General features: G+C 48.2%; 16 protein-coding genes and 1 pseudogene. 7 read left to right on the top strand and 10 right to left on the bottom strand.

The window, feature by feature from the left end:
* Positions 1-60: 60 nt before the first annotated feature.
* A complete protein-coding gene (locus tag AC534G_RS10925) occupies positions 61-297 on the top strand; it encodes a YebV family protein (RefSeq protein ID WP_029139506.1) in 237 nt (78 codons plus the stop codon).
* A gap of 102 nt (positions 298-399) precedes the next feature.
* The gene (locus AC534G_RS10920) at positions 400-591 is read left to right on the top strand and encodes a YdfD/YebW family protein (RefSeq protein WP_032939629.1); all 192 of its coding nucleotides are present in this window, start codon (positions 400-402) and stop codon (positions 589-591) included.
* On the opposite strand, the gene pphA is transcribed toward AC534G_RS10920, so the two are convergent.
* The 3 genes from pphA to AC534G_RS10905 form a co-directional block, all read right to left on the bottom strand.
* Positions 592-1,233: a protein-serine/threonine phosphatase gene (pphA, locus tag AC534G_RS10915; protein ID WP_110497838.1), complete on the bottom strand. Its 642-nt coding sequence runs from the start codon at positions 1,231-1,233 to the stop codon at positions 592-594.
* 73 nt (positions 1,234-1,306) lie between these two features.
* On the bottom strand, positions 1,307-2,587 hold the full coding sequence (locus AC534G_RS10910; protein ID WP_174330946.1) for a hypothetical protein: 1,281 nt from the start codon (positions 2,585-2,587) through the stop codon (positions 1,307-1,309).
* An 861-nt stretch (positions 2,588-3,448) separates the two neighbouring features.
* Entirely contained in the window at positions 3,449-5,008 is a 1,560-nt protein-coding gene (locus AC534G_RS10905; RefSeq protein ID WP_199950421.1) for an EAL domain-containing protein, read from the bottom strand.
* A 287-nt stretch (positions 5,009-5,295) separates the two neighbouring features.
* Between AC534G_RS10905 and AC534G_RS10900 the strand changes: the two are divergent.
* The 5 genes and pseudogenes from AC534G_RS10900 to AC534G_RS10880 all read left to right on the top strand — a co-directional run.
* A pseudogene (locus AC534G_RS10900) lies at positions 5,296-5,421 on the top strand (DinI-like family protein); the annotation flags it as partial.
* A 280-nt stretch (positions 5,422-5,701) separates the two neighbouring features.
* Positions 5,702-6,001 carry a putative quinol monooxygenase gene (locus AC534G_RS10895; protein WP_052283340.1) on the top strand — a complete coding sequence of 100 codons (300 nt, stop codon included), beginning with the start codon at positions 5,702-5,704 and terminating at the stop codon, positions 5,999-6,001.
* 690 nt (positions 6,002-6,691) lie between these two features.
* Positions 6,692-7,303, top strand: coding sequence for a hypothetical protein (locus AC534G_RS10890; RefSeq protein ID WP_038641316.1), 612 nt, complete (start codon positions 6,692-6,694; stop codon positions 7,301-7,303).
* Positions 7,304-7,356: 53 nt separating this feature from the next.
* The gene (locus AC534G_RS10885; RefSeq protein WP_038641317.1) at positions 7,357-7,644 is read left to right on the top strand and encodes a hypothetical protein; all 288 of its coding nucleotides are present in this window, start codon (positions 7,357-7,359) and stop codon (positions 7,642-7,644) included.
* A 287-nt stretch (positions 7,645-7,931) separates the two neighbouring features.
* Positions 7,932-8,663 (top strand): HNH endonuclease, encoded by a 732-nt coding sequence (locus AC534G_RS10880; RefSeq protein ID WP_496594543.1) that lies wholly within the window; start codon positions 7,932-7,934, stop codon positions 8,661-8,663.
* Positions 8,664-9,576: 913 nt separating this feature from the next.
* Here the strand turns inward: AC534G_RS10880 and AC534G_RS10875 are convergent.
* The 7 genes from AC534G_RS10875 to AC534G_RS10845 form a co-directional block, all read right to left on the bottom strand.
* A complete protein-coding gene (locus AC534G_RS10875; protein ID WP_038641321.1) occupies positions 9,577-10,161 on the bottom strand; it encodes a DUF4376 domain-containing protein in 585 nt (194 codons plus the stop codon).
* 11 nt (positions 10,162-10,172) lie between these two features.
* Positions 10,173-12,050: a prophage tail fiber N-terminal domain-containing protein gene (locus AC534G_RS10870; RefSeq protein WP_496594542.1), complete on the bottom strand. Its 1,878-nt coding sequence runs from the start codon at positions 12,048-12,050 to the stop codon at positions 10,173-10,175.
* Between the two features lie 41 nt (positions 12,051-12,091).
* Entirely contained in the window at positions 12,092-15,493 is a 3,402-nt protein-coding gene (gene gpJ, locus AC534G_RS10865; RefSeq protein WP_227408815.1) for a phage attachment tail tip protein J, read from the bottom strand.
* A gap of 71 nt (positions 15,494-15,564) precedes the next feature.
* Complete coding sequence (locus tag AC534G_RS10860; protein ID WP_137347151.1) at positions 15,565-16,242, bottom strand: tail assembly protein; 678 nt, start codon at positions 16,240-16,242, stop codon at positions 15,565-15,567.
* Positions 16,140-16,874, bottom strand: a complete 735-nt coding sequence (locus AC534G_RS10855) for a C40 family peptidase (RefSeq protein ID WP_181508772.1) — start codon at positions 16,872-16,874, stop codon at positions 16,140-16,142. The genes AC534G_RS10860 and AC534G_RS10855 overlap by 103 nt, the downstream gene beginning before the upstream one ends.
* A gap of 11 nt (positions 16,875-16,885) precedes the next feature.
* Positions 16,886-17,581 (bottom strand): phage minor tail protein L, encoded by a 696-nt coding sequence (locus AC534G_RS10850; protein ID WP_227408814.1) that lies wholly within the window; start codon positions 17,579-17,581, stop codon positions 16,886-16,888.
* An 8-nt stretch (positions 17,582-17,589) separates the two neighbouring features.
* Positions 17,590-17,889: a phage tail protein gene (locus AC534G_RS10845; RefSeq protein WP_233638725.1), complete on the bottom strand. Its 300-nt coding sequence runs from the start codon at positions 17,887-17,889 to the stop codon at positions 17,590-17,592.
* Between the last annotated feature and the right edge of the window lie 11 nt (positions 17,890-17,900).

The following is a 17,900-nucleotide window of genomic DNA, read 5'->3' as shown; positions in this document are numbered from 1 at the left end:
TGAAAAATGGACGGCCTAACTGGTCGTACCACAATCAGCAGATAAACGGAGAGCACGATGATGAAAACCAGTGTGCGCATTGGCGCTTTTGAAATCGACGACGCCGAGTTGCATGGCGAATCGCCGGGGGACCGAACGTTAACCATTCCATGTAAATCCGATCCGGATTTATGTATGCAACTGGACGCCTGGGATGCCGACACCAGCGTCCCGGCCCTTCTGAATGGAGAACATTCTGTTCTGTTTCGCGAGCACTACGATCGTAAGTCAGATGCCTGGATCATGCGCCTTGCCTGATTCAAAAAGAACCCGTCGCCAGACGGGTTATTTCCTGGCTAATTTCCCTCATCTATCAACATCTTCTACACTAGAGGTATGGCTTTACCATTAGAGGATGGAATGTTCACGCTGGTTCTTTTTGTGTGCTACCTTGACGGCGGTTGTGAAGATATCGTGGTTGATGTCTACAAAACTGAGCAGCAATGCCTTGTATCGATGGACGATCAGCGCATTCGTAACGGCGGATGTTTACCTGCGGACGATTATATCGACAGCTTCTGGCGTCCGGCCCAGGAATACAGTGATTTCTGATTATTGCAGTTGCACCAGCGTTAATTCGCCGCCAAATACCGCACCGGTATCAATATAGTGCAGATTGTCGCGATCCAACCGATGCCGCAGCGGCGTATGGCCAAACCAAAAGTGATCCGCGCCGCGTATGCCGTTACCATTGTTCATCAACCGCGCACGATCCCACAGTACCCGCTGTAAATCGACCTCTTTTTGCCACTGGTAATCATCATCCGGGTAATCAGCATGAGCAACAACGTGTATACCACTCCGGCAGCGTAGTTCCAGAATCCAGGGTAACTTTCGGCACGCTTCCAGTGCTAACCTCGCCGCGGGCTGATCCGCGTGAGCAAACCACGCGCCGCCGTTCATAAACCACGACAGTTGCTCCCCCGTCGCCAGTGCATCCAACGCCATCTGCTCATGATTGCCCCTGACTGCCACAATCCAGCTTTTACGCATCAGGCGCAGGCAACGGAGACTGTCAGGGCCACGGTCGATAACATCGCCCACTGAAACCAACAGATCCTGCCAGGGATCAAAATGGCACTGACGCAGTTTTGCCATCAATAAAGAGAAGCAACCGTGGAGATCCCCAACGACCCAGACGTGTCGCCAGTTTGTTGCTACGATCCGCTGGTAGATTTTGTCAGGCTGTCCCATTTGACCTCCTGCATACAAATATTACCCTTCACTTAATTAAACCATAGCAGCAAAATTCCGAACGATGCTGGTGTCACGACCCTATGTGATCAGCCCGCCTAACAGGCACCTGGGCAACAGCTTCCAGCTCTTCTTCCAGTTCTGTAACAATAGATTGCAGGTCATAAGTGGGTGCATTTCGCGTGCTGGCTCTTTCTTCTCTTTTATGTTTGCTAGTTATTTTTTTATAAAAATCAATAACCTCAGGTATGTCTGCTGTGATTTTTTTCACGTCATTATCATGGTAAAAGAGCAGTGGCGGCCCACCCTGGGTATTAAATGCAACGGCCTTTAATGGTGTCAGCTCCATAGCTTCAATAAATCCTTTATCACAGCTTAAAATTCCAGGGAAAAAATACCGTTGGTCATTTCCGGTATTGAAGGTAATAGCTTGTTCTAAATATCTGCAATGAGTAAGGTCCCATGCCATCCCATGTAAAGCTGGCCACATATTTTTTGATTTTTTATGTATCTTGTTAAAAAATCTAAATTGAGTTCCTCTTTTAAAGAACTCACTTGCAAGAATCAGCTCTCTTGTGGCCAGAAAACCGACTTTGTTGTGTGCAAAAATTAACAGATCGATAAGTTTATTCTTTAGCGATCTGGCGGGTGATTTGATTTGGATGATACTCATCATAAGAAGGTAAGCGTATATACTATCATGTCGATTTCGTAGCGCACGCCTGAACTCAGAATCCTTGTGTTTAGCAAGCATAGAATTAAAATGCCTGTCAGTTTTAAGAAAAAGCTCACTTTGTGATATTTTTGATGTCAATTTCCCGGTATTTCCCGTTTTGATGAAATCTACATCCTTTATAAACTCGTAACCTAACAATTTATCAAATATTTTATGATGGTTTTCTTTTACATCTAAATTTTTAAGATTCTCCAGTTCATACAATACAGAATCTACCTGAGTATTTTTATGGGAAATAAAATTGAATATTTCTTCAATGTCATCATCTAAACCTGAGACCTTTCCGTTAATATAAGGCCGCAAATAGCTTATTGCCTGGCTATCAAGGGATATTGAGTAGTCTATTTTAAAAGTAGAGCAGCGTTTATCACTAAACATTTCTTCTATCGTTTGAGGATCCATGACGAACACGTTTTCATCATTGAATAAAGAACGAATAGATGCTCCGTTTTCGAACTTTTTGTTAGTTTGAAAGCCCGGATATGGACCTTTAGGAGACGAAAATACAAATTTATATTCAGGTATTAACTGATAGACATTAGTGTATAGATTCAATGAGGAAGAGAGATCGTCTGCATTACCAATTTCCATCACCAGCCATTCTTTAAACTTATCCATTTCTTCTGTCTCTTTACTGTGAGTCTAAGTCCCGAGTCAGTGGTGAGAACTTCACCTATTGATGAAGAAGTATACCGCTATCGGTACAAGCGAGTCCAAACGTCTGAGGGAACAAGAACCCACTGAAAACACTGACACATACGTCATGCACACTCCTGGATACGAGGAAAAACAGCGCCCAGCCCTGTTCTTTTTCTCTGCAAATACACTGTGAATGTTAAAAACTGTGTGGTATAACGAAGCAATCCCAAATACGGATATGTGGACAAATTTCGGAAATTTTTGGACATGACGTTCTAACTTATTGAAATGAAATCCGCATAAAAAGAGACCGAATACGATTCCTGTTTACAAATCAAAACGTAATAACCTATAAACTTCAATATGTTAACACCAAAAAACCACTAAAAAACACCTCCTGATACTTACTAATGCACCCATTCAAGATCAATCAGTTGCTATTGGTTTCGTGGCGTCGTCGGGAAAAATTCGGGATCGCATTGTTCCAGCATCTACATATTTTTAAGAATTCATCAATTCACAAAACCATCATTCCAATTTACCTTACAAGCTCCTTTTTAAATCATTACCGGTGCGCACCACTTTTTCTTCCTGCCCTATACTTTCAGTCTGACATATGGCTGGAGGTTTCTATGTGTGGACGTTTTTTACAGTCAATGACGCGTGAAGATTATCTTGCCCTGCTCGCTGATGAATCAGAACGCGACATTTCACTCAATCTCGAACCAACTAGTCAACTATATTCGGCACGAGATATTAAAGTTCAGCTGTTAAATTTATATGGTACACGGTTACACGTATCTTATATAAAATTAAACAATAAAAACAATGCAATACATATTAAACCCCATTAATATCATTTACTAACTTTGTCAATTTATCTATAGATAGTGGCTGTGAGTAATACCATCCTTGGACACCGCACTCAGGGAACATTTCAGTTAAATATTTCACCTGAGTTGATGTCTCGACACCTTCGAAAACGACTTTGTTAGTTATATCTTTAAAAATCTCCACCAATCCTGATACGATATTATTATTTACAGAGGGTTCACCAATAGAATCTGTAATTGACTTATCAATTTTAATTTCATCTATTTGTAAATTTGATAGCCAGTTTAAATTTGAATGACCAGTCCCGAAATCATCAATAGCTATTGATATACCTTTATTATTAAATAAAGAAATAACCTTTTGGAGGGAATTTATTTCCGCGCTCTGCCTTTCTGTTAACTCCATCATTATCATACCAGGTTTTATATTTGATTCATCAATCATCTGAAACACTTTTTCTTGAAATGATTCCGACAGAAGGTCTTGAGAACTAACATTAATGCTTATAAAAATATCAAATTCCTCAGAAAGAGACATGGTTTGCTTTACTACCATTCGAAATACAAAATCACTTATTCCCTGGATTAAACCATGCTTCTCTGCAATAGGGATAAAAATATCAGGAGGAATGCTACCAATATCATGATCATCCCATCTAATTAGTGCTTCCACACCAATAATTTTTCCGGTTTTTATTTTATAAATAGGTTGATACACAAGATATAATGATTCGCTTCTTATCGCATTTTTTAATCTTGAAACTAATGATTGCTTACGTGCAACTCTTTGATTATAAAAACCACCCAGAAGAACACCGGTCACAATAGATGTAAAGGAAATCAAGAACATCGTTAACCAACTATCGAAACTCATCCACGGAAATTTAACTCCCCCCATGACACAGATATTATTATTTTTATTACAGCTTTGCGTGGTAATAAGTCCTAGTTGGTAGGATTTATCATGCTGAGCCTCTTCAAGAAGATCGACCTGCTCACCAAGTTTGAACAAATGAAGCGAATGATCTCTGTCACCTACAATTGCAGAAAACCCCTTCTCTTCATGGTCTGTAACAAATCTATTAAATGCAAATGGTGAAATCGTTATGGCTAATTTTTGATTGCTTAGCAAATCAGCTTTTACATTATTTTCCAGTAACACACCAAAAAACCAAGTTACATTGTCCTTTTCAACTTTTCTATCATAGATATTGAGAAGCAATGGTGCTGGCAACACTCCCCATAAAGCACTACATATGACTGCACCATTTGAAATAAATGATATATCTTTTATAAGAGCATAGGGCCATAAGGCCACTCTTAGAGCATGAAGTTGTAGTTCACTACAAGGACTATAAGCATTAAATATTTCATAACTATCATTTATTTTATCAATCTGTTGAATGAGACTAACGCTTCTATTCAAAACTCGTTCTGTATATGATGCAATCCTCTCCTTGTATATATAATACATTGAAATCTCAGACAATGAGAAAAAAATAAAAAATGAAAACGTGATTGATATCACATAAGGCTTAATTCGTTTTAAATTGTGGTTATTCTTCACGCCGACCTCTTTATATGCCTGACCCTATGTAACAACATACATTCTACTATCTGTCGTGAATCAAATACATACAGTTAAAACAGATTATCGGCTAAAACAAATATTTCTTTATGTTTTTTATTAGAAAAGAACGTTATAAAATAACGCAAAACCACATCCAAGTTAGATTTGTGTTTGCATTTTAGCCAAATAAGTGGCACTTCATCTTGTATTCATAGGTCTAATGCAAAGGATGTAATTCTAAGGGAAATAAGTGTGAAACCGCGCCTTTTCCCGATACTGGTACTTGGGTAAAACCGATGATGACGCTGCCGGCGATCAACACTGACGCCAGCAAGCATGAGAAAGAACAGCTAAGCCGTACTGTTCAGGAAATGTTTGAAGAGGCTGATATGTGGCTGGTTCAGGACTGAAGCACTATTGCCCACGTACGTGGGCTTTGAGGAAAATCAGTAACTCCGCGACCAAGTCTTCAAATCAGGTTGGATACTCCATAGATAGTTGTATTAAGTGATTAGCGGTTACACGCATTTTGATGTATTAACTCAGACTTGATCTGACGGTTTTCACTGGCAGCACACAATCAAATCTGACTGGCTGCTTTGAGCGAGCAGCGGACATTCTGTTTGAAATAGCCCTTCAGGCTGGCATTATCCATCAAAAGCCCTGGACATTTTTAATGAAGGAGTTCGCATGCTAAAGGTCATTGCCGAAGATTTTATCAAACCCGAGTGCGTCGACACCGTTCTCCCTTTATACCGCGAGCTCATCGCAGCAACGAAACGAGAGCCTCTGTGTATTGCTTATGATTTGTATCGAGATGAAAAGGATCCGGGGCATTTTATTTTTATTGAAGAATGGCCTGACCGGGCGGCACTCGATGCACATTGCGCCAGCGAGCATTTCACTCGGCTTGTGCCTTTGATTGATCAATACGCGCGTAAAGCGGCGCAGTATATACTTATGGATGGTCTGGTGGACCCTGAGAGATAAGGTCCGCTTCTGGCACATAGCAACCGGTCCAGCCAAGCACTTAGAGTTATTGCTACCCTCCCTTTACCCGGAGTGTGGTTTGCCGGGTATTATTGGATCCCTGTGCGATGGCCCTAATACTAACTCCAGTGTGATTCCATATAGTAACCATAACTGACTGCTCTTCATTTAGTGCAGAAGGACGTCCAAACTGTTTACCGGCTGTTTTTACTCGCACACGTTCATGCCGCAATTAACTTTCAAATTCAGCAACAGCCGAGATAACTTGCATAGTCATTCTTCCGGCAGCGTTTGCCAGACCAATACCTTAGGGGGCCGGGCAATGAACTCGAATGTCTGACGTAGGCAGTAGTCCATTAGTTCTCCTTGGCTGTCTGTACAAAATAACTTTTATCGTATGATATTTTATGTTTCCTAAGCCATCAGATCGCAAGCAAAACCGGAGTAAGTGTAATCCGTGCTGAAGTGCTGGATAAAAACCCTACCATCTCTATCCCGGATGCAGTCAAGATGGAAGCTATTTCCAATGCTCGCTCGGTGTGCCATACGCAGCGGGTTTATTTTGACTTAACACTTAACTTTCTGATTTGTTGTAGTTACGCTATGATGATTATATTACATATATGAATACCAAAATTTCAGTTAAGTACAACAACAAGCATAATACCAATTAAAATTCGAGGGTTAACAATGAGCGTCAGAAGAGATAGCGACGGTAAATATGTGACAAGTGAACAGCCTTTTAAGCAGTATGATGAAAAGTGGCGCGCTGATAATGCTGCTACCTGGGAAGCTCCAAGCCAACCAAACCAGCCTGTTAACAACTCATGGGGTAGTATCCAGCAACCCACATCAACATCTACCTCAATGTCTTATGAAGACCAACTGGCTTTCGCCAGCGGCGCGCGAAAAGTTCTTGCCTTAATTATTATCTGGTTTACGCTATGGGGCGTTATCTTAATACCAGGACTACAGGCTTCGCAAATGCTCATATATGCGGGTGGGCTTACCTCAATCCTGGGAAGAATAATTTTCTCGATCCTTTTCAGTGTTTATTCCATCCTGTTTGCCCCTCTTCAGTTTGCTTACCTCTTTGATGTAGACCTGGGAATGCGATTGCTCATTCAACTTGGGATGATAGTTGTACTGTCATTTCTGGTATTTAAATTCTGGCAGAAGTTAAAGAAAAAAATATTGTATAGTGTCGCTATTATTGCAGTACTGGCATATATAGCCGTTGGGCTAGTGTCACTTAATAGTGGACTTTGGGAATCATTTAAGTTTTTCCCGTATCTGAGTTAGTAGTTCCGTCTTTACCTTATTGTGGCACGTAGCATAATGAAGAAGAGAAACTGATGAAAAAATCGTTGCTGGTAATAGTTCTGCTTGGGTTAAGTGCATCGGCAGCAGCCGGGGAAGCACACTTTTGTGGCTCCCCTGAAGTTAGCGCGATCGAAACAGGGCGTCATGATGTTAATGACAGTACCGTTTTTACTTGCGGTGGAGGGATCAAAGGCACCCTGCCCGAACTAGCAAAACAGGGTTGGAAAGTTGTGCAAGTGAGCGATCAGATGGCATCATCATCTTCGTCTGATCCGAGTAAATCCACTGTCTATTCACGGTTGATAATACAGAAAGACTGACAACGCATGTTTTCTTAATGACCAACCAAACTCCGTCAACTGGCAGAGTTTGGTTGTAACTCTGAGTTTCTAACTTGTGGTTTTCACCAGCATCGGAACCTGTTTTGCCACCTTGCTCGAAGCCACCTTCTAGTTCAGTCAAAAAACACTCTGTCTGTTTGTCTTATCTTAAATATATCTGAAATGCAGCCCAACCAATAACCCGTTTTAGTGATGTTAACTTTCCGATTTTCTGAGAAATAAAAATTGTCGGAGTAATCTATTAACCAACTAAAGAAATTGAATCAATGATGAGTTTACCTGTTCCGAAAAGAAACTTACGGATTTATGACCTGTTGATAATGGCTGGCATGTCATTAGATGACTGGCCACATGCTAATTCGCCCAACCACAACCAACGCTGGGCTTGGCTTGAAGGTGATATCGCAGTGGTTAATGTATGGACCGATAATATCCGGATATCGACCGGTCCGGAAGAGACATACATGACCAGCTACCGGGCTCGGGGCCGAGACAGGAAGGGGAAGGGAACCGATGACATTTATAAGGAGATTATTCGTCGGAGATTGCCGGTACACGTGCTGTTGAAGGTACGCAATACGAACAAGCGCATTCTTGATACAGAGCGGTGGTCTGCGGCCTACGACGATCTGACCGGCACATTAATCCTGACCCGGGGTAATGTCACTCACTACGAAGACCAGCATGGTGATTTTCGTGATGACAGCAGTGTAGAAGATTCAGAAGAAGTCCGCAGGAGCAGTGGGTTGCGACTGAAGGCGTTAAAAAGAAGCCGTGGGATTTGTGAGTATTGCGGCCAACCGGGATTTCTGACGCTCAAAGGTACACTCTTTGCTGAAGTGCATTATATTCAGCCTTTGAGCGAAGATGGTCCCGATACACTGGCTAATCTTGTTGTACTTTGTCCCAATGATCACAGGCGAGCACACCATTCAACCGAGAGCGAAAAAATGAGGATGTTTTTCAACGAGCTCCGTAATGCCTTGCCAGAAGTGTAATCAATCGGCAAGGATGCCACTCACAAAGGATTTTCTGCTCAATCGCGTGTTACTTGACTACACATTTGCATTTTACTTGGTGACAGTGTGTGATTTACAGCGGAGCAAAAAGCGGTTTCCAACCTTGTTGCATCCGCTCCTGATGAAGCGAACGAGCTGAAGGTCTGCTTTGAGCGAGAAACGGACGTTCATCTGATTATTTACATTGTGAATTTTCGAGTCGATTTCATTTCTTTCGCAGTAGAGTGTGGTTTGCACTTACCATAAATGATTGAGGAGTAACTGCGGCCAGTGTCATCAATTATCCGACAACAGCACTGGAAAGGCTCACCTGAGGCTGAGCGTTCATGCAACTGAGAGCGTTTAGGATTTACGTTAAAGTCGATCGTAATGCTAGCCCCGCTCACCCAAATGTCAGGAATTTGTTGCTTTCTTAACAAGTGACTGAGTATGTCGGCGTAGTGACGTACAATATAATGTCGCAGGCCAAAGTAGGAGTCGGCCTCTGGTGGGGTAAGAAAAAACTGCATTGTGGTTAGATTGTTATAGATAGCGAATAACTTTAACTGGCCAATAGCCCAGTATCCCCTAAAGTCGTTGTTACGACTAACAAAGCTCTTATTAAGAGCATTAGCTATTCCCTGTAGCTCAATTCGGCGTGCCACTGTTATTCTCCGATTGCTTGCCAATAACCATAATTAGCAACTGTAAACTTTACTGATACCCCAAGCCAAACTTAAGTATGTTTTTCGTGGTTATGAACCACCTTCAAGTATTAACATGCTGAGCAGTTTGCTATGTTCGCTACTGGCACAGACCTGCCTGTCACATTAGGTTCAGGTCTGTGCCATAGCTGTGTCAGGTCAAATCTGAGCTAATACAATTTAGACATTTAGAAAGGTGAACCAGCACATTACTTCCTCTCACTCCAGCCAACTGGATATCCAGCAATGGTATTAACATCTGTAAGTAACGCTACCTCCGATTTCATCTGCCTCTGCCGCTCGTGAACTCTGAAGCCGTGCATTACCATTGCCTGCAGCATCGCTGCCTCCAGCTGTTGCAGGAACTCAAAATTCACCGGAACATCGTGGTTATCCGCATCCGTCCAGAAGAATCCTTCCGGTAACTGACCTGCACTGCCAGCCATAACCACGGGCGCAAGACGCTCCTGCGATGCTTTGCCTCCATCCCATCGCTGACCATCAAATTCAAAAATAATGTTGGCGTTTTCCTGAACGTCCCGCCAGTTGCTGATTTCAGTCAGTTTCTGATTTCGTAAATCCTCCACCATCTTGTCAGTCATAATAAAAGGGGCTACAGGTCCATACTTTCCTGATTCAAGCTCGCTGTAGATACGGCGTCCATGCTCCTCAAAATCATTCTGACATGCTGTGAAAGGCAGAAACTCATCAAACTCTGCAAATTTAACCCTGCAGTTAATCGCTGTATGTTCTTTATTCGCCCACTCAGGAGCCTGAATGTCCTCAATATTCATACAATCTCCTGCTATGAAATTCGCTGAAAAAGACCGGCATAATATTGAAAATTATACCCAGATATACCATCCGATGAAGTGGTTATAACCCCACACGAACGCCATGTACCCGGCAAAGTGTATGTCTGGTTAGGACCCCAGATACAAAATGATGCTTCACGATTGCTGTTAGCTAGAATTCCACACGCCCGTAAGCTACTCCCTGCAAAATTTACACCGGGATTCAAAGGACTTCTGGATGGTTCCATCAATGCCAGCGCAAACGTACCTACAGCATGAAGAGCACCCGCTGGTGCACCTGCTGGTCCCTGCGGCCCTTGCGGCCCTTGCGGTCCAGTTAACCCGGTATCCCCTTTGTCTCCCTTATCCCCTTTTGCGCCTGCCGGTCCCTGCGGACCTGCAGGGCCAGTTGCTCCAGTAGCCCCTCTGGCACCAGTTAACCCGGTATCTCCTTTGTCACCCTTTTCACCTTTTGCACCTGCCGGTCCCTGCGGACCTGCAGGGCCTGTTGGTCCTGTAGCCCCCGTTAGCCCGGTGTCTCCCTTGTCACCCTTTTCGCCTTTTGCACCGGCAGGTCCCTGCGGACCAGCTGGACCAATTGGTCCTGTTGCCCCCGTTAACCCGGTGTCTCCCTTGTCACCCTTTTCACCTTTTGCACCGGCAGGCCCCTGCGGACCTGGCGGACCACTGAGGTCTTCACTTTCCTGTATCTCTTTAATGGTATCAGCGGCGGCTTTTGACGCTGCACTTCTGGCCTGTTCAGCAAGAAGCTGTGCTTCATCCCTTGCCTGTCCACTTTCTTTCTCACTGGCAGCAGCAGCCTGTGCGCTGTTCCGGGCATTCAGGGCATTTTCCTGAGCTTCATCGCGCAGCGTCAGGGCATCATCTCTGGCCTGTTCGGCTCTGGTGGCGCTCTCAGCGGCTTCATTTTTATGGTTCTCAGCCGTTTTGGCTGACTGCAGGGCTGACGCTCCACTTGAAGATGCCGATTCTGCACTGGCTGATGCCGCAGTCTCTGATTTAGCGGCCTTGTCGCTGGATTCCCTGGCATGCTGTTCACTTAGTGCTGCAGCTGCTGTGCTGTTATTACCCTGTTCTGCAGCCTGTGTAGCCGTGAGGGCGCTTTCACGCGCTGAGGTTTCAGATGCAGCTGCATTGCCCGCGTGCTCACCCGCTGTTTGTGCTGACGAGGCGGCACTTTTGGCACTTCCAGCTGCAGACTGTGCCGAAGTACCTGCCTCCTGCTGCGCTTTCTGTGCGGTATCAGCGGAAGTTTTTGCCACTCCGGCCTGTTCCGTCGCTGTCTGTGCAGACTTTGCCGCACTGTCCGCATCTGCACCGCTGGCCAGAACGTCCTGTGCTGTCTGCCGGGCAGAGTCTGTGGCAGATAGGGCAGACTCATCAGCAGCATCGGCAGAGAGCACCGCCAGGCGCTGTGACTCTGCCGCAGCCGTTGCAGACAACGCTGTCGCGTCTTTACTCTGCTCTGCTGACTGTGCGGCCTGTTCGGCGCGTTCCCGATCCTTCTCTACCTCCTGGTACAGCGCTGCTGTGCGGTTTACCATTTCCTCAAAACGTTTCATCACCTCCGGACGAAGGTCCGCATCCTTTGGCGCATCGAGAAACGCATTCAGGGTATCCGGCGTATCGGTCGGGGCCACGTAAATGTCACCGGCCACTGAGGGAGGAAAACCTTCCCGCAACAGTGACACACTGTAATAACCCGGCTCAGCCTCAATGCTGTAGTGACCGTCCGCTCCTGTAAGAGTGGATGAAGTTACCTCCACAACAACGGTCGCGCTGGTTTTCTTCGCATTCAGCTGGATGATGCAGTCCTGTACCGGTTTCCCCGCTCCGTCTTTTAATATGCCAGAGATAAGTACTGCCATAATTCCTCCATAAAAAAACCGCCCGAAGGCGGTTTCTGTCATTAACTTATTGTTATCCCGGCTGATGACTTTTTCGTCACAATAACCAGCAGGTCACTGATTCGGGAAAATGGATAGCCGCTGCTGTTACCGTGTGTACTGACGCTGAAACTCAGCGTCATCCGTCCGCTCCCGGCAGGCATATCCAGTGTTCGCGTAAAAACGGCCGGTACACCTCTGCTTGTCTGCTTGTATATCTCCACCCCGTTTTTCCTGACAGTCAGCGTACAGTCATCCCATACGTCATTACTGGTCTGGCTGTCATACGCTGCACCCTGAAAGGTAATCCCAGGAATGGAAACCTGTCGGTCAAAAGACTGGTCATCTTCAATCACGACTGTCAGTGTCCCGTTGGCGTACCGTTTTTCACCGTTACTGGTTATGAAGTAAGGAAACTCCCTGCCCACTGCCTTAACAATATCCCCAAGAATACGCTCGGCCCGGAGCGTCCCCTTTATGGTGCAGTTTTCCTCAATCGTCACATTGTTGAGAGCACCAGAATTCGCACTAATATGGCCGCTGATATCCGCATTACGGGCAGTCAGTTTTCCGTCAGGTGTCAGCATAAAGGTCGGCGGGTTCCCGCCACTGGTGATAGTGGGAGCCGTCAGATATTTGAGGAACACCTCGTTCATAAATATCTGATTACCCTGAGCCACAAACATCGGGGTCTCATTGCCGTTTGCCGGGTCGATAAACGCGATACGGTTTGCTGCCACCAGGAACTGGCTTACCTTCCCTTCTTCCGTGTCTTCCATGCTCAGGCCCAGACCAGCCACATAGTGCTTCCCGTCTTTGGTCTGCTCTATCTTCACACCCCACATGGCATTCCATTTGCCGTTCGCGTCCTGCCATTCTTCCGAAAACTGATCCAGCCTGCTGGCGTTGTCTTCCGTCAGCTCCACCTTCTCCAGCAGCTCTTTCCCCAGGTGGCTTTCGGTGATTTTCCCTTTGAAGAAATCCAGATAACCCGCCGCATCGTTGCTGGCCTGCCCTTTAGCCTCCACGAACGCCGATTTTCCGACCTGGTTCACGGCCCGGATATAGAAGTAATAATCCTTGCCGGGTTTAATATTCGCGTTTGCTGCAATCCAGTACAGCGCGGTGCCGAGATAACGCGCATCGGTTTCCACCTGGCGGATATCGGCAATCTGCGTATCTGTAAACCAGAATTCATACTGCACCGTGGGGTCATATACTGCCTGGCACGGGGTGGCGGTTATCTGGAAATAGCCGGGGGTCAGCTCTACATAAGACGGTACTGCGGGCGCGGCGATGCTGAAATCCGTGCTGGCAGGGTCACCCTGCTGGCCCTGGCTGTTCACCGCCCGTACCGTCAGGTTGTAACGTCCCGGCGTCAGGTTACGGAAAGTATGCTCCGTTTCGGTCAGGGTCAGGCTGCTGGCCAGACGGTCGCTGTTATCTTCCGCTTTCACCGTCAGGCGCAGGGAAAAGTTCACCCCCTTCACCACACGCGGGGTATCCCATCGCGCCCGCGCCTGATACTGCCCCTCCTCTGCCAGAATCTCTGTGGTCAGGTGCTGCACGGCAGGCGGCGTATTCGTGATACCGGTGTCCGGTAACGGATCAAACGTCGCCCCGTTATCCACGATGGCTTCTTTCTCCGGAACATGCTGTACGGCAGTAATAGCATACGTGCCGTCATCGTTTTCCCGTATGGCCACACAGCGAAACAGCCGCTGGCGCAGGTCCGGCAGTTTCAGCCCCCACACGCTGTACTCCGCCACGCCATCGGGTAACTGGCTGACGCTCACGCGGTCCGGAGCCGGATGTGCGGTAACTGCGACGGTAACAGGCTGGCCATTGCTGCCCACCAGGTTCAGCACCACATTGCCGCCTGCCGGTATCTCCACCTCACGGTCCAGCGTGAGCGTGCGCGTCAGGCTGTCGACCGACAGAATGCGTCCGCCCACGGTCACGCCAGCATAATCACTGTCGCAGACCTCAATGATATCGCCAGGAACATGTCGCAGCCCCTCAGCCCCTACGGAAAAATCCACCGTCTGCGTTTCCAGCAATTCGGTGGTGATGGCCCACAGTCCTGCGCGGTGCGCCTGCCCACGGCTGGTACAGGCGAACGCATCCATCTTCAGAACGTTGCGACCGTAGCGACGGATGGCAGCGTCGTTTTCCACCAGTTCGGTGGATGTTTCCCAGCCGTTGTTCGGGTCGGTGTAACGGACCTCGGCGGCATTGTGGCGCTCTTTCAGTGCGCTGAAGCTGTAGATGAACGGCGCACCATCAGCGGGCATCACCACATTACTCTGCGTATAGGTCCAGACTTTATCGGCGGGCCGGTCCTGCACAAACGTCAGGGTGCTGCCGTTCCAGACCGGCATACAGCGCATCAGGGAACAGAAGTCCCCCAGCACGTCCCACGCTTTGCGCTGGTCCGTCAGATACGCATTGCAGGTGATACGCGGCTCCGTCCCGCCGAAACCGTCAGGAACAGGCTGATCGCAGTACTGTGCAATGGCATACAGCGCCCACTTGTCCACATCGGCAACACCAATGCGGCTTCCCATGCCATAGCGCGGGTGAGTCAGCATATCCAGCACACACCAGGCCGGATTGTTCGTATATGCCGGTTTGAAAGTACCGTCCCATATCCCGGTATATGTACGTTTTAACGGATCGTAATTCGACGGCACCGGCACAATACGCCCGCGCAGGTGATAGTTTCGCGTGACCTGCTGGCTGCCAAACTGCTCCGCATCCACTTTTACCCCGATAACGGCGGTGTTCGGGTAGCACTGTTTCACATCGATGATTTCGGTATAGCCCGACCACACCGTTTTGTTCTGCAGCAGGTCTGTCGTGCTGTCATCAGTGAGGCGAAGCATGCGGACTTCAAACGGCCGGGGCGGTAAATCATCAATCACCACAGATGCCAGAAACTGCGTGGTCGTTTTCCCCGTAATGGTGATATCCCGCTCCACCTGCCACTGGCCATCCCGGCGAAACTGGATCAGCATCTGTACGCTGGTCGGGTTGCGGTCACCTTTGGTACTGGTGCTGACCAGCGACTGCACACCAAAGGTAAAGCGCAGACGGTCCAGCGTTTTGGTGGTAATGGTGCGGGTCACTGGCTCTGACTTCTTCACCTCCACACTCAGCAGGGTTTCCGCACCGGAGTCTTCGAACCCCTCCATCGCGGTCTGCTCATCCTCCCCCACGCGGTAAACCACGGTGACACCGTGAACCATCGCGTTACCTTCGCTGTCGAGGACCGGCGTTTTGTTAATTCTGACACTCTTTAGCCCGTCCACAGGACCTTCAATCGGTCCCTCGCAGATGGCATCAACTACCGTCAGCATCTGACTGGATTTCAGGTCGTCAGGAGCCTCATGCGGCGTTTTACTGCTGCCACCACCCTTACCCATAATCTGTTCCCTCTGAAACGACAAAACCGCCCGGAGGCGGTTCTATGTAAATACAAATATGCTGCAGTAAGTCAGCGACCGATGATCACCACCTGTCCCCCGCCACCTTCATCCCGTGTGCTGATTTCCTGGGAGATCGTGCGGGAACCGACCAGCATTTCACCGTATAACACCGGCAGGGCATTACCCTGCGCCACCATGTTGTCCAGTGACGAAAAATAGGTGTTCTGTCTGCCGTTGTCGGTCTGCCGGGAGGAGGGTATTTTTGCCTGGGGTGTCAGCATCTGCGCCACACCGCCCAGCATCATGGCTACCCCCATAGAAAAAAGGACCGAGGATGCCGAAATAGCACCGGCAGATAATGCGCTACCCCAAAGAGCAAGAGTTGCCCCGCCAGTTAAAAAGGATGCGCCGATTGCCACGGCACCCAGCACAACCTGGAACAGACCACCTTTTCCAGCCCCTGCCATACGCGGTACAATATGAATAATGGCCCCGTCCGGCAGTGACTCATGCAGACGGGCTGACACGCTGGTTTCATCCACATCCTGACCGGCGATGCGTATCTGATACCAGCCATCATTCATTTTCTGCCGGAAGCCCGGTATCTGCATGGCCAGCGCGTAAATGGCCTCGGCCCCCGTTTTTATACTGAGGCTGAAGCGGCGGCCAAATCGTTGTAAATCCCCGTGAAGGCAGATTCGTGCCATGCCCGGTGTCGCCATATCGAGTGTGTGCGGCGTTGCCATTTGTCGGTATACCTCTCGCGTTTACTGAGCTGTTCAGGAATATGGTGCAACAGTTCGCCGTCGCCACAATAAATTGCGGCATGGTTGGCAACCGATGAACCAAAACAGCAAATCAGGATGTCTCCGGGCTGTACCTCTGCGGCATTCACGCGGTAAAAACCGGTCGCCTCCAGATTATCCAGATAGAGATTATCTCCCTGCTTCCACCAGTCCTCCCCCCGCGCAAAATCCGGCATCTCAATCCCCGCCAGATGGTACGCATCGCGGAACAGGGTGTAACAGTCCGTCACACCATGCTCAAAAGCCCGCCCGGTGAGGAATGGCACGCAGCGAAATTTGTATATCCGGTCATCGCAGACCAGCCACCACGGCAGGCCACTCTGCACCTGCAGGCGGCGATCAACATCGCTGAGAAACGGCAGGCCATCGGGATGGCTGTGGACCAGGGCCACCACATCGCCCGCCGCCTGCGCCTGAAGGTAATCTGCCGGATCCATGCGGAAATACAGGGTCGGTTCAGCGGAAAAATTCTGGCAGGGAAAATACCGCTCCCCGGCAGACGTGTTCACCACCCAGCCGCACGATTCAGCGGGCGCACACGCAGCAGCATGCGCCAGGAGTGTTTTTTTCATGGGTATATCCATCAGGAAAGACGGTTAATGGAGAGGAAACAGCCGATGCGCGGCAGGTTATTACGCAGCTCGCAGCCAGTACGGCATTTGCTGCAGGCATCTTTTTCCGGGTCTGTCGTGGGCTTGTCAAACTCGTCCGCCACAGGCGGACCGGCATAGCCACACTCATCAGAACGGTAGGTCCAGTTGCAGACATCAGCCAGCATGATCCGCGCCGGAAACACGCTGCCGTCCGTTTCGGTCGGTGTGGCCAGCACAAAAGTCGCCGTGGTGGCTTTCAGTTCGGATAACTGTTCTACCTTCCAGCGACTGACCACTTCCTGTTCCGGATCGGCCTCCGGGTTGCCGCCTGTAAAGTTCACCGCATCGAGAAAACGGGCGTATACAACATGCCTTACCACCGTGGCACCGACGAGGCTCTGCATATCTGCCGCAAGTCCCGTAACCATGCCAAACAGGTTCGACACTGCCAGCGTCGGGCGGGCGGAAGTTCCTTTCCCTACCAGGTCGAACCCGGTTCCCTGTATCGGATATACGTCATACTTCCGGCCCTGCCAGGTGACTGGCTCGCCCTTCTCGTTCAGTTCATTTGAAAAATAGTAACGCTGGCCACCAAAGTCCGTCAGGTCGATTTCCCACAAATCAATGCGGGCCGACTGTTCGGTTTTCGTGGTTTCGTTGAGGGTGCTCTGAGGAATATCTTGCATAAGGATCCTTAAGCAATGACCTGCTCAAATTTACAGCTGAAATCGGAATACGTGACGTTGTCCGTAACAAACCACTCCCGGCAGACAACTTTTAGCGTGCGGTTGTATTTTGGCGGTCGCCACAGAAAGGCTTTATATCCTCCGTGCTCGGCCAGAAACGCTTCTAGTGCGGTGCGGGAATTGTCCGACGTTATACGGAAAACAGGCTGGAAGTTAATTAACTGATGGTTGAGTCCGGTCGGGCGACGTTGCTCATAGCCATCCCCAAATTTAATGGTTGTCACCGAAGGGGAAACAGAAGACTGCATCCCCTCCCTGG

Source organism: Citrobacter sp. CRE-46 (assembly GCF_059615875.1).
Note: the sequence above shows the minus strand (reverse complement) of the source record. Positions and strands in the feature narration are given on the sequence as shown.